Genomic DNA, 13171 nt, shown 5'->3' on the forward strand with positions numbered 1-13171 from the left:
AGTGTTCTTTCCTGCGCCAAAAGAGACTCAATATTCTGAGTTAACGATCACCTCTTCCCCAAAGTCTCCCGCCTGAGGCAGCGGTTTTTGGGTGGAGTTCGACGCCCGCAAAACCCGAATCCCCCTGGCACCCGCTTCACGCGCCGCGTTGATGTCGCTATCCGCGTCGCCGTAGTAAATCTTAATCTGTTTCTGGGCAATGCACGGCGTTTTGGTCCTCTCCCCCTTTCCGCCAATAAAAATCACCGGATTCATAGATACGGCGGGTATCAGAAAGGCGTCCTGCAAGGTTTTCGTGACCGTTTCGGTTTTAGTGAAATGACGCCCGGTAATAAACCAGATGTTGTCGCCGCGCTTCAGGTGCATGGCGATCAGCGCCCGCGCCACCTCTTTGGGAATGCTGAACGCATCCCAGCCGTTATTCATCTGCTCCCAGAATGCCGGATTTTTCAGGTACTCATCGCTCTCCGGAGACCAGTTTTTTTTACCCCGCCAGAAACCAGGGCTGGAAAACAGGACGGTGTCATCAATATCAAACCCCACCGACATGGGTGGACGCCCGAGCAGACTTTTTTCAATTTGCGCGACGGAAACCCAGTGGACGGGCGCCTGCTCAGCCAATCTGGCGGCGGTTGTGCCTGGATATAACGGTGGAGGTGAAGAGGGGCGAGCCACGGCTGGGTTGCTGAGCGAGAGCAATAAGCAGGCAGCGCTGAGCGCCAGTAGGATCTTGCGCATTTTTTCCCCAGAATATTCAGATTGTTGTTTTATTTTTGAGCAGATGGTCAAAAGCCCCATCGAAAATAACCGCAGCGGGAGGGGAAGGAAAGGAGAATTTCTCTCTCCGTCGCAATAGAAAGAGGGATATCACAAAGCGCGGCTGTACTTCTTAACGACCCCCTTCGCTAAAGAAGGAGGTCGTGAGTAAGTGCTTACATTACAGCGGCAAAGGCCTTCGCCACACGCTGAACGTTGCCGCTATTCAGGCCTGCAACGCACATGCGTCCACTGGCAATCAGATAGACGCCGAACTCGTCGCGCAGGCGGTCTACCTGCTGTGCGCTGAAGCCGGTATAGCTGAACATGCCGCGCTGCTGTAGCAGGTAGTCGAAGTTGTGCCCCGGAACGGCATCCTTCAGCACATCCACCAGCGTCTGACGCATGGCGAGAATGCGGGTACGCATCGCTTCCACCTCTGCCAGCCACTCGGCTTTGAGTTCGTCATCGCCGAGCACGGTCGCCACCACCTGCGCCCCAAAGTTTGGTGGGCTGGAGTAGATACGACGCACGGTCGCCTTCAGCTGGCCCAGCACGCGCCCGGCTGCATCCTGATCTTCGCAGACCACAGACAGACCGCCGACACGTTCGCCATACAGCGAGAAGATTTTGGAGAAGGAGTTGCTGACCAGCGCCGGCAGACCTGCGCTGGCAATGGCGCGGATGGCGTAAGCATCCTCTTCCATCCCGGCGCCAAAGCCCTGGTAGGCGATGTCGAGGAACGGGATCAGGTTGCGGGCTTTCAGCACCTCGATAACCGCATCCCACTGCGCATTCGTCAGATCGGCACCGGTCGGGTTATGGCAGCATGGATGCAGCAGCACGATGCTGCGTTCCGGCAGGGTGCTCAGTTTTTCCAGCAAGGCGCCAACGCGTACGCCGTTAGTCTGGTCGTCGAACCACGGATAGGTATTCACCGTGAAGCCCGCGCCTTCAAAGATGGCGACATGGTTTTCCCAGGTCGGATCGCTCACCCAGACACCCGACTCCGGAAAATATTTGTGCAGGAAGTCGGCACCGACCTTCAGCGCGCCTGACCCGCCCAGCGTCTGGATGGTTGCAACACGATTCTGTGCCAGCACCGGATGGTCTGCGCCAAACAGCAGCGGGGCGATGGTGTGACGGTAGCTGTTAAGCCCTTCCATCGGCAGATAGAGCGACGCACCGTGTGGCGTGGCGTTCAGACGCGCTTCGGCTTTGGCAACGGCCTGCAGCTGCGGGATGATGCCCGCTTCGTTGTAGTAAAGACCGATACTGAGGTTAACTTTATCGCCACGCGGATCGTCTTTGAAACGCTCCATTAAGGAGAGGATAGGGTCGCCAGCATAGGCGTCGACTTTCTGGAACACGCGATGGTTCTCCGGATAATAATGAGGCAGGGAATTCAACAATAAACCGGAAGTGGAAGAAGATCGAGAGGATGTTAATGAAGATGGGGTATGGTCGACACGTTGCGTGGCACTTCATAAAAAACGGGCACAGTCGGCTTCTTCAACCTGAGGATGAGGGGGAACCTGCGACTCAGGTGGTGGTTCCGTTCACCTTACGTTCCTTGCTTCTCTGATACATCTGAACCGGTGAACGTGCCAGGGTGGCTCCATCGCCACCACCCTGGCGACCCGGGCGAAAATTACTGGCGCTCTCTCATCCCTACAAGCAAAGTCACGCTCAATCCAGGTATCGCATCGCCAGGCGCGACGTCAGTCGCGTGATAAGTTCGTAAGCACTTACTTTCGTGATTTCCGCGATCCGCTCCACGGGCAAACCTTCACCCCACAGCGTCACCGGATCGCCCGCTTTCTCCAGGGCCTCTGGCCCGAGGTCGACGCAGATCATATCCATCGCCACACGGCCAACGATGGTCACTTCCCGGCCATTCACCAGCACTGGCGTCCCGGATGGCGCCGCGCGCGGATAGCCGTCGCCGTAGCCCATCGCCACCACGCCTAAACGGGTGTCGCGCTCGCTGATCCAGGTCCCGCCGTAGCCGACCGGCTCCCCGGCTTTGTGCTCACGCACCGCAATCAGGCTGGAGGTGAGCGACATTACCGGCTGAAAACCGAGGTCCGGCCCCCAGGGCTTACCCTCCAGCGGCGAGACGCCGTACAGGATTATGCCTGGACGTGCCCAGTCGAAATGAGACTGCGGCCAGAGCAAAATACCGCCGGATGCCGCAATCGAGCGCATGCCCGGCTTGCCTTCGCAGAAGGTGTTGAAGATATCGAGCTGCTGCTCGGTGGCACCACAGTCAGGCTCATCGGCGCGGGCAAAATGGCTGACGATATTGACCGGCTGACGTACATTCCTGCACTGGCTTAAGCGCTGGTAAAACGCCTCCGCCTGCTCCGGACGCACGCCCAGACGGTGCATGCCGGTGTCGAGCTTCATCCAAACGGTGACGGGCTCGCTGAGCACCGTGTTTTCCAGCGCTTCGAGCTGCTCAAGATTGTGTACGGCGGTATGCAGCCGTTGCGTGGTGATAGTCGGGAGATCGGCGGCGTTAAAGAAGCCTTCGAGCAGCAGAATCGGCTGGGTGATCCCCCCTTCGCGCAGACGCAGGGCTTCTTCGAGACGGGCGACGCCAAAGGCGTCGGCATCAGGGAGCGTTCGCGCGGTCTCAATAAGACCGTGTCCGTAAGCGTTCGCTTTCACGACTGCAACGAGCTTGCTGGCGGGCGCCAGTTCACGCAGGCGTTGCAGGTTGTGTCGCAGAGCGCGGCGGTTAATGACAACTGTTGCCGCTTGCATTGCAAATCCTTGTTAAAAGAAGGTCGGAGAGTTATTCGTCATCGTATTGCGGGCCAGCATAGTTGTCGAAACGCGACCACTGGCCGTTAAAGGTAAGCCGCACCGTACCGATGGGGCCGTTACGCTGCTTACCGATAATAATTTCCGCGATCCCTTTCAGGTCGCTGTTCTCGTGATAAACCTCGTCACGATAGATGAACATGATTAAGTCGGCATCCTGCTCGATAGAGCCGGATTCACGCAGGTCGGAGTTAACAGGACGTTTGTCGGCACGCTGCTCCAGGGAGCGGTTAAGCTGCGACAGCGCAACCACTGGCACCTGCAACTCTTTCGCCAGCGCTTTCAGCGAGCGGGAGATTTCGGCGATCTCAAGCGTTCGGTTATCAGAGAGCGACGGGACGCGCATCAGCTGGAGGTAGTCGATCATGATCAGGCCAATGCCGCCGTGCTCGCGGGCGATACGGCGCGCACGGGAGCGCACTTCCGTTGGCGTCAGGCCGGAGGAGTCATCAATATAGATATTACGTTTTTCCAGCAGAATACCCATGGTGCCGGAGATCCGCGCCCAGTCCTCATCGTCCAGCTGCCCGGTACGAATCCGGGTCTGGTCCACGCGGGACAGCGAGGCCAGAGAACGCATCATGATCTGCTCGGAGGGCATCTCCAGACTGAAGATTAACACCGGTTTATCCTGCAACATCGCCGCGTTTTCGACGAGGTTCATCGCAAAGGTCGTCTTACCCATCGACGGACGGGCGGCGACGATAATCAGATCCGACGGCTGCAAACCGGCCGTCTTTTTATTCAAATCGTCATAACCCGTGTTAACGCCCGTCACCCCATCGTGCGGCTGCTGGAACAGCTGCTCAATACGCGACACGGTGGCATCAAGCACGTCGGCGATGTTCTTCGGCCCTTCGTCTTTATTGGCCCGGCTTTCGGCAATTTTAAAGACCCGGGATTCGGCCAGGTCGAGCAGTTCATCACTGTTACGCCCCTGCGGATCGAAACCAGCTTCGGCGATTTCGTTGGCAACGGAAATCATGTCACGTACCACCGCACGTTCACGCACGATGTCCGCATAGGCGCTGATGTTCGCCGCGCTTGGGGTGTTTTTTGACAGTTCAGCCAGATAAGCGAAGCCGCCTACCGACTCCAGCTGCCCCTGACGCTCCAGCGATTCCGCGAGCGTGATCAGGTCGATAGGGCTGCCTGACTCCTGCAAACGCGCCATTTCGGTAAAGATATGGCGGTGCGGGCGGGTGTAGAAATCGTCAGTGACCACGCGCTCGGCGACATCGTCCCAGCGTTCGTTATCCAGCATTAAACCGCCCAACACCGACTGTTCCGCTTCGATCGAGTGAGGCGGGACCTTTAATCCGGCTAACTGGGGATCGCGTTCCCGGGGTTCAGTCTGTTTGTTGAAGGGTTTGTTTCCTGCCATAGTGAATGGAGTTACCGAGATAGAGAGTGGGTCGAAAGATTACCATATTTTCTAATTCTAATGGAGGGAGCATGGCAACGCGTATTGAATTTCATAAACACGGCGGCCCGGACGTTCTCAGGGCGGTAGAGTTCACTCCCACCGCGCCTGGGGAGAACGAAGTCCAGGTCGAAAACAAAGCCATTGGTATTAACTACATCGACACCTACATCCGCAGCGGGCTCTATCCGCCCCCTGCTCTGCCGAGCGGTCTGGGTACCGAGGCGGCGGGCGTGGTGGTGAAAGTCGGTAGTGCGGTAAAACATATTAAAGAGGGCGATCGCGTGGTGTATGCGCAATCGGCTCTCGGCGCCTACAGCTCGGTCCATAACGTCCCGGCAGATAAAGCAGCGATTCTGCCCGGCGCCATCTCCTGTGAGCAGGCAGCCGCCTCCTTCCTGAAGGGGCTGACGGTCTTCTACCTGTTGCGTAAAACCTACGAAATCAAACCTGACGAACAGTTTCTGTTCCACGCTGCCGCCGGCGGTGTGGGCCTGATCGCCTGCCAGTGGGCGAAAGCGCTGGGGGCTAAACTTATCGGTACGGTCGGCAATGCGCAAAAGGCGCAGCGCGCGCTCCAGGCGGGTGCCTGGCAGGTGATTAACTACCGTGAAGAGAGCATTGTTGAGCGGGTGAAAGAGATCACCGGCGGCAAGAAGGTGCGTGTGGTGTATGACTCGGTGGGGAAAGACACCTGGGAAGCTTCGCTGGACTGCCTGCAACGTCGCGGCTTGATGGTCAGCTTCGGCAATGCTTCCGGCCCGGTGACCGGCGTTAACCTCGGCATTCTTAACCAGAAGGGGTCGCTGTTTGCCACCCGTCCTTCGCTGCAGGGCTATATCACCAACCATGACGAACTGGTCGAGGCCAGCAACGAGCTGTTCTCGTTGATTGCCAGCGGGGTCATTAAGGTGGATGTGGCCGAGGCGCAGAAGTATCCGCTGAGTGATGCGCAACGCGCGCATGAAGCGCTGGAGAGTCGGGCGACGCAGGGATCGAGTTTGCTTATCCCTTGATAAAAAATTGGGCTTCCCTTGGGAAGCCCTTTCTTGCTTTGCTTTTTTTTAGTTCGGCTGTATGTAGGGTACAGCGCGATGAATTCTTTAACGGCGGTCATAGTGACAGATTCGATAACTAAATCCTATTCTGTTCTAAGTGATGATGCCGTAAAAGTTGCAAGGATGTGACGAACCGCTCAATACCTTAGTAACGAAAACGGTTATTGCGCTGATAGCGTGGAAGTTTTGGCGATTTAATCGCCCGTATTGCCCACACCACCGCCACGGCTAACAGCAACCACGGCAACAGTTTCAACATCAGGGCAAACAGTCCCCCAATAAACATCACCACTGTCGCAACCACCAGTGCGGCGATGATCCCCAGCAACGAGACGCCGGTTGCCAACAGCATGACAAAAAATCCAATCACAAAAAGTAGTTCCAGCATGGCTCTCTCCCAAATGCATCACAACGATACGCTGATGTGATATTTACAAGATCCGTGCCAAAAATAACCTATTGATATTGAAAAAAAACGCCCGGCAATGCGGTGCCGGGCGTGGTGAATTTGACGAAGTATTGGTGAAAATTATCGTTTGTCTGCCACCAGACGCAGCGCCTGCTCCAGCACCTCGATATCGGCACCCGCTTTATGGGCGTTTTCACTCAGGTAACGGCGCCACTGGCGCGCCCCCGGAATACCCTGGAACAGCCCCAGCATATGACGGGTGATGTGGCCCAGATAGGTGCCGTTGCTCAGCTCGCGCTCAATGTAAGGGTACATCGCCCGCACCACCGCCACCGGATCACGATCGGCAACGTCCACACCAAAGATTTCGCGATCTACCGCCGCCAGCACGCCCGGGTTCTGGTACGCCTCACGGCCCACCATAACGCCGTCCATATGCTGCAGATGCCCTTTCGCCTCTTCAAGGGACTTGATGCCGCCGTTAATGGACATGGTCAGCTGAGGGAAATCGCGCTTCAGCTGATACACGCGCGGGTAATCCAGCGGCGGGATCTCACGGTTCTCTTTCGGGCTCAGGCCAGAGAGCCAGGCTTTGCGGGCATGGATGATAAACATCTCGCACTCCCCCTTACCAGCCACCGTACCGATAAAATCACAGAGAAATTCGTAGCTGTCCTGATCGTCGATGCCGATGCGGGTTTTTACCGTCACCGGAATGGAGACCACGTCACGCATCGCTTTCACGCAGTCGGCCACCAGCTGCGCATTACCCATCAGGCAGGCGCCAAACATGCCGTTCTGCACACGATCGGAAGGGCAGCCGACGTTGAGGTTAATCTCGTCGTAGCCACGCGCCTCAGCCAGCTTCGCGCAGTGCGCCAGCGCCGCCGGATCGCTGCCGCCCAGCTGCAACGCCACCGGATGCTCCTCTTCGCTGTAGGCGAGATAGTCACCCTTGCCGTGAATGATCGCCCCGGTGGTCACCATCTCGGTATAGAGCAGGGTGTGGCGCGACAGCAGACGCAGGAAGTAGCGGCAATGTCTGTCTGTCCAGTCGAGCATCGGCGCGATGGAAAAACGGTGGGCAGGATAGCGGGACGAGTTTTCTGACGACATGGCGAAGTTTTAAGCATCTGGTGAAAATGGGGCGCTACTATAGCACATATTCGCCGGAGGCCGAGCGCCTCCGGATGCCTTCAGAAGGTCAGGCTCAACTGGGCCCCGGCCCCCCAGGTTTCATCTTCCCCGTAAATACCGGTCAAATCGATATGCACGGTATTAAACGGCGCAAAGCCTAACCCGCCCGTGAAGACGTTGCTGTCGGTGCCCCTCACGTCACCGCGAAAGCCTGCGCGTACCGCCAGCCAGCTCAGCGGGGTCACTTCTGCCCCCACGCCGACATACTGCGCGTTTTCTTCACTCTTAAAGCCGCGGGTTTCGGTCAGATCGCCATCGGCGCTGAGGGTCAGCAGGCCGGTATGCCAGGCGACACCCGCCGTGACCAGCGGGCGGATCTGGTATGTGTCCTGATAGCTCACCACCTGCCCGGTACGCCCGTTGAGAATGCGGATGTCATTGGTATCAATATCACGTGATAAGAGGTTCTGCCCGCTCAGGCCCACCGTCCAGTTCTCACCAAAGTCCACCGCCACGCCGACATCGACGTTAAAACTGGTATCGTCGTTACGGTAGCGGCTGCTGTTAAAGTCGCCGCTGTCGTAGGTATAAATGGAGGTGGTGTAGTTATAGAGCCAGGTTTGCTGCAGTTTCGGCGTGACGCCCACCGAAACCGGCAGGTCGCTTACCGTAAACTGACGGGCAATCGCCACGCCATAATCGGAGACGATGGCCCCTCTGCCCATGGCAACAGAGTTAAGATTGCGGGTAATCACGTCGCTGCCGTTGCGCGCCGCGCTCAGCGCCATCTGGTTGGTCATTCCCGGGCTACCCTGCAATCGGCGTAAAAAATCGATGTCCTGAGGATCGATTTCTGAGCTGACGCGGGCATGGGCATTAGCTTTGGCGACAAACGCCAGCGACAGGCCGGAACCCGGGATGCTCACGGCTATCCCACCGCCGGCGTTGGCATGCGCCGTTTTGCCATCAAGAAATTCCAGCTGATCGGCAAGGCTGCCGGCGGCTCTCTGCAGCTCACTAAGCGTGCCTTGCGGATCGGCGGCGATCTGCGCCACGGTCAGATCGTCGATCATCTGCCGATCGTCGGTGATCTCATCGCTGATTTCATCGATCTTATCCTGCAAATTGTCTTTATCGCTAATTTGCGCTCCCACGGAGGGGAAAATGATGGCGACGTCATCCTCTTCTTTTGATTTTGCCAACAGCGCCGGGTTAATTAACACCCCGCTGCCATAATGGGCCGATGCAACGCCTGTTCCGCCCATTGCATCGCCGCGTGCTTCCGTCCAGGTATTTGCGGCTCCAGCCTGATGAGACAAAAGAATACCGGTGGCAATTCCCGCCACAGAAAGTTTGAGTTTTATTTTCACAGGACACCTGACTTATTTTGGGTAAATTAACCCCGGCGGCTATACGCCGCGCAGGGAAATACGTCCTCTGTGAAAAAAGTATTAGAAGCTAAATATGTCTTAAACTTTAGTATTAGATAAGCTATTGATTTCCTTATGGCTTTAAATAGGTATAGAACAAGAATTTATTTTCGCCCGGGTTTTCCATCATGCGGACCAAAAAATTGTGGCGGGTGATCGATCCAGCGATCTTCACGGGTGGCGGCATATACTGCATTTAGCGGATAATAAATTCGGTTATATTTTTTATTGGCTTCGCCCACCACTAATAACCGCACTTCTTCAGTGGTATTATTAATAAAGGTGTGGCAAACCCCCGTCCCGGCCGGAAATCCTACGCTGTCCCCCGGCTCCAGCTTCCATAAATACCCGTTGATCCAGGCTTCGGGATAACCCTCCAGCACAAAGATAAACTCCTCTTCATCGCTTTCGGCATGTGGATAGGAGGTACGACGCCCAGGCGGCAGGCGTTCATGGTGAATACCGAGGCGGCCTAAGCCAAGCGCTCGAGCCAGGGGCGCGCCAATGGAGAAACGCTCTGTGCTATCGGGATAGGTTGAATTGTCGGCCCCTTCTACCTCACGCCAGTGTCGAATACAGTCCGGTCTTTTCATCTTTTGGTTCCCCGTGGTTTTTCGTCAGGGTAGCACACCTGCTGGATCTCGGCGTTTAGGCCAGAACATGGTAAACTGGCGGTTTGTTATTCCACGTTATTCGAGGTGCAAAATGGAAACGACCACAATGCAGGCACTGTTAGCACAAGCCGAAAAGCTCTGTGCGCAACGCAATGTGCGCCTGACTCCGCAGCGCCTTGAAGTGTTGCGCCTGCTGAGCCTGCAAAACGGGGCCATCAGCGCTTACGACCTGCTCGATCTGCTGCGCGAAAGCGAGCCGCAGGCGAAACCCCCTACCGTATACCGGGCGCTCGATTTTCTGCTTGAGCAGGGTTTTGTGCATAAAGTGGAGTCGACCAACAGCTATGTGCTGTGCCACCTGTTCGATCAGCCTACCCACACCTCAGCGATGTTTATTTGCGATCGCTGCGGCAGCGTGAAGGAAGAAGGCGCGGAAGGGGTGGAAGACATCATGCATACTCTGGCGGCGAAGATGGGATTTGCCCTGCGTCACAACGTGATTGAAGCGCACGGTCTGTGCCGCAACTGCGTAGAAGTCGAGGCCTGCCGCCATCAGGAAAATTGCCAGCATGACCACTCTATCCAGCTGAAAAAGAAGCCGCGTTGAGCATAAAAAAAGGGGCGACCTGAAGGTCGCCCTGGGTGCACATCCCTGTACCTGCGGGTAGAGCTGAATTACCAGCGATAGTTGTTACGGGTTTCCCAGTCACCAACTTCTTTCTCCGCCTGGTCTTTCTCATAACCATAGCGTTCCTGAATTTTCCCCACCAGCTGGTCACGTTTACCTTCGATAACGGTCATGTCATCGTCAGTCAGGTCGCCCCACTGTTCTTTTACTTTACCTTTGATCTGCTTCCAGTTACCGCCGACTTGGTCTTTATTCATCATCGATTCCTCTTCGCTCGGTCGTTAAGGATAAGTTCGTCCTGAAATAGATTTCGTGCTGGACGTGATAATAATTATAGATAAGCGTGCGGCGTTGGGTTTGTTATTCGGAATCTTTTACCATTCAGTAAGGTGAAGCCGTTATTGAAACCAGGTGCCGTTGCGCCAGTGCCGGCGCCAGATCCAGCCCAGAGAGAGCCCCCGTAGGGCCAGGAACACGCTCAGGGCCAGCCACAGGCCGTGATTACCCAGCCAGGGCGAGGTGAACAGCGTCAGACCAAACCCGGCGGCCGCGACGGCCATACTGTTGCGCATCTCTGCGCCACGGGTTGCGCCGATAAACATGCCGTCGAGCAAATAGCACCAGACCCCCACCACCGGCAAAATCACCTGCCAGACAAGATAATGGCTCGCCAGCGCGCGCAGCTCTGGCAGCGAAGTCAGCAGCGCCACGATCGGGTTACCCGCCAGGGCATAGACAAACGCGAAGGCCAGCGCCACCATGCCAGACTGACGGCAGGCTGCCCGCCATACTTCGCGCAGCTGGCCGCTTTCCCGGGCGCCATAGGCCTGCCCGGAGTGCGCTTCAACCGCATAGGCAAAACCATCCAGCGCGTAGGCGGTAAAGGTGAGTAGCGTCATCAGCACGGCGTTAACGGCGATAATCTCCGGCCCCAAACGCGCGCCCAGCACCGTCAGCGCGCCGAAACAGAGTTGCAGCAGCAGCGAGCGCAGCATAATGTCCCGGTTCAGGGCCAGCAGCTTGCGGATATTGCCGCGCCAGCTCGCTTTCAGCAGCGCCAGGGAAATGCCGCGCAGAGCCAGCACCCGCCAGACCATCCACAAGCCAAGCAGCAGGGTGGCATATTCGGCGACAGCGGTCGCGAGAGCGGCCCCCTGCACGTTCATTTTCAGCCCGATCACCAACCACAGATCCAGCACGATATTGAGCAGATTACCCACCACCAGCAGGATCACCGGTGCCCGGGCATACTGCACCCCCAGCAGCCAGCCGAGCAGCACCAGATTAGCCAGCGATGCCGGGGCGCTGAGCCAGCGGATCTCAAGGAAGCGCCGCGCCTGATGCAGGACATCCTCGCTGCCACCCACGATATGTAGCGCCAGATCGATAAGCGGTGTGCGCAGCAGCACAATCAGCAGACCGGCGCCGAGCGCGAGGATCAGCGGCTGCACCAGCGCCCGGGCCAGACGCAGCGGATCTTTCGCGCCATAGGCCTGAGCGGTGAGACCGGTGGTGCTCATACGCAAAAAGAGCAGCAGCATAAACAGGAAACTGGTTGCCGTGGCGCCGATGGCGACACCGCCCAGATAGACCGGAGAGTCAAGATGGCCGATAACGGCGGTATCCACCAGCCCCAGCAGCGGGACGCTGATATTGGAGACGATCATCGGGAGGGCAAGACGCCACAACGCCTTGTCTGAAGCAGTCAGCAGAGACATGTGTATGACCGGGAGAAAAAAGAAAAGCAGACTGCGGCGTTGCCGCAGTCTGTCAGAAAGAGGTTATAACCATTCACCGTTGCGGATGACGCCTACCGCCAGCCCTTCGATGGAAAAGTTATGTTCACGCAGATCGACAACAATCGGGGAAAACTCGCTGTTTTCCGGCAGCAGCTGTACCGTGTTGCCCTGTTTTTTCAGACGCTTAACGGTCACTTCATCATCTATGCGCGCCACAACGACCTGGCCGTTGCGCACATCCTGCGTTTTATGTACCGCCAGCAGATCGCCGTCGAGAATGCCGATATCCTTCATGGACATCCCGCTGACGCGCAGCAAGAAGTCCGCGCTCGGTTTGAACATGCCCGGATCGACCTGATAGTGGCCTTCAATATGCTGTTGCGCCAGCAGCGGTTCCCCGGCGGCGACACGACCGACAAGCGGAAGGCCCTCTTCTGCTTCAACGAGCAGACGAATACCACGAGACGCGCCGGAGACAATCTCAAGCACACCCTTACGCGCCAGGGCTTTAAGGTGCTCTTCAGCGGCGTTTGGAGAACGGAAGCCCAGACGCTGCGCGATTTCTGCACGCGTCGGCGGCATACCCGTCTGGCCGATATGATCCCGAATGAGATCAAACACCTCTTGCTGCCTGGTCGTTAACGCTTTCATTCCGCCCCCTGGGTGTATATACAGTTATGCTGTGAGTATATACAGCTAAAGGCGATTTTGGAACCACAAACCGCATAAAAAACCAGAGACTTGTTCGGTTTCTGAAGGCTTATCGCAAATGTCCCCAAAGCAGCGTGACCCAGGTAAACAGGGCAACGATAATCGCCATCAGCACAGCGGCAGAGCCCATATCTTTCGCCCGGCCCGAAAGCTCATGGAAGTCGCTGCCAATGCGGTCGACCACCGCCTCGATCGCACTGTTCAAAATTTCGACTATCATCACCAACATTACCGATCCAATCAGGAGTACGCGGGTGATGGGATCAACGTCCAGCCAGCAGGCAATAATAATCGCCGCGATGACTGCTACCCCCTCCTGGCGAAAAGCGGCTTCATTGATCCAGGCAGCACGAATGCCTTTCCAGGAATAGCCGGCAGCTTTAATGATTCGGGTTAACCCAGTGGTATTGTTGGCCATTAAAAGAAACCTTTCTTCG

At 56.8% G+C, this 13171-nt stretch carries 14 protein-coding genes; 2 read left to right on the top strand and 12 right to left on the bottom strand.

All coding sequences use genetic code 11. The features are described 5' to 3' along the window. Window positions 1–27: 27 nt before the first annotated feature. The 4 genes from aphA to dnaB form a co-directional block, all read right to left on the bottom strand. On the bottom strand, window positions 28–738 hold the full coding sequence (aphA, locus tag B3X29_RS11460) for an acid phosphatase AphA (RefSeq protein ID WP_159340279.1): 711 nt from the start codon (window positions 736–738) through the stop codon (window positions 28–30). Between the two features lie 194 nt (window positions 739–932). After that, complete coding sequence (tyrB, locus tag B3X29_RS11465; protein ID WP_159340266.1) at window positions 933–2126, bottom strand: aromatic amino acid transaminase; 1194 nt, start codon at window positions 2124–2126, stop codon at window positions 933–935. 319 nt (window positions 2127–2445) lie between these two features. After that, complete coding sequence (gene alr / locus B3X29_RS11470; protein WP_159340267.1) at window positions 2446–3525, bottom strand: alanine racemase; 1080 nt, start codon at window positions 3523–3525, stop codon at window positions 2446–2448. 31 nt (window positions 3526–3556) lie between these two features. Then, window positions 3557–4969, bottom strand: a complete 1413-nt coding sequence (dnaB, locus tag B3X29_RS11475; protein WP_103177851.1) for a replicative DNA helicase — start codon at window positions 4967–4969, stop codon at window positions 3557–3559. Window positions 4970–5040: 71 nt separating this feature from the next. Here dnaB and B3X29_RS11480 point away from each other — a divergent pair, with 71 nt between their 5' ends. Further along, on the top strand, window positions 5041–6024 hold the full coding sequence (locus tag B3X29_RS11480) for a quinone oxidoreductase (RefSeq protein ID WP_159340268.1): 984 nt from the start codon (window positions 5041–5043) through the stop codon (window positions 6022–6024). 187 nt (window positions 6025–6211) lie between these two features. On the opposite strand, the gene pspG is transcribed toward B3X29_RS11480, so the two are convergent. From pspG to B3X29_RS11500, 4 genes are all read right to left on the bottom strand, one after another. Further along, window positions 6212–6454: an envelope stress response protein PspG gene (gene pspG, locus B3X29_RS11485; protein ID WP_039031939.1), complete on the bottom strand. Its 243-nt coding sequence runs from the start codon at window positions 6452–6454 to the stop codon at window positions 6212–6214. A gap of 141 nt (window positions 6455–6595) precedes the next feature. Next, the gene (gene dusA, locus B3X29_RS11490) at window positions 6596–7591 is read right to left on the bottom strand and encodes a tRNA dihydrouridine(20/20a) synthase DusA (protein ID WP_103177849.1); all 996 of its coding nucleotides are present in this window, start codon (window positions 7589–7591) and stop codon (window positions 6596–6598) included. 80 nt (window positions 7592–7671) lie between these two features. Next, a complete protein-coding gene (locus B3X29_RS11495) occupies window positions 7672–8982 on the bottom strand; it encodes a conjugal transfer protein TraF (RefSeq protein ID WP_159340269.1) in 1311 nt (436 codons plus the stop codon). A 164-nt stretch (window positions 8983–9146) separates the two neighbouring features. Beyond that, window positions 9147–9635: a cupin domain-containing protein gene (locus B3X29_RS11500; RefSeq protein ID WP_180209705.1), complete on the bottom strand. Its 489-nt coding sequence runs from the start codon at window positions 9633–9635 to the stop codon at window positions 9147–9149. Window positions 9636–9747: 112 nt separating this feature from the next. Here B3X29_RS11500 and zur point away from each other — a divergent pair, with 112 nt between their 5' ends. Further along, complete coding sequence (gene zur / locus B3X29_RS11505) at window positions 9748–10263, top strand: zinc uptake transcriptional repressor Zur (RefSeq protein WP_039031935.1); 516 nt, start codon at window positions 9748–9750, stop codon at window positions 10261–10263. 68 nt (window positions 10264–10331) lie between these two features. Here zur and B3X29_RS11510 read toward each other — a convergent pair whose 3' ends face one another. The 4 genes from B3X29_RS11510 to B3X29_RS11525 form a co-directional block, all read right to left on the bottom strand. After that, on the bottom strand, window positions 10332–10541 hold the full coding sequence (locus tag B3X29_RS11510; protein ID WP_103177846.1) for a CsbD family protein: 210 nt from the start codon (window positions 10539–10541) through the stop codon (window positions 10332–10334). 141 nt (window positions 10542–10682) lie between these two features. Continuing rightward, complete coding sequence (dinF, locus tag B3X29_RS11515) at window positions 10683–12002, bottom strand: MATE family efflux transporter DinF (protein WP_159340270.1); 1320 nt, start codon at window positions 12000–12002, stop codon at window positions 10683–10685. Window positions 12003–12065: 63 nt separating this feature from the next. Beyond that, window positions 12066–12674, bottom strand: coding sequence for a transcriptional repressor LexA (gene lexA, locus B3X29_RS11520; RefSeq protein WP_103825393.1), 609 nt, complete (start codon window positions 12672–12674; stop codon window positions 12066–12068). Between the two features lie 109 nt (window positions 12675–12783). Next, window positions 12784–13152 carry a diacylglycerol kinase gene (locus B3X29_RS11525; RefSeq protein WP_103177843.1) on the bottom strand — a complete coding sequence of 123 codons (369 nt, stop codon included), beginning with the start codon at window positions 13150–13152 and terminating at the stop codon, window positions 12784–12786. Between the last annotated feature and the right edge of the window lie 19 nt (window positions 13153–13171).

It is taken from the genome of Leclercia sp. UBA5076 (assembly GCF_002416465.1).
Taxonomy (GTDB): domain Bacteria; phylum Pseudomonadota; class Gammaproteobacteria; order Enterobacterales; family Enterobacteriaceae; genus Enterobacter.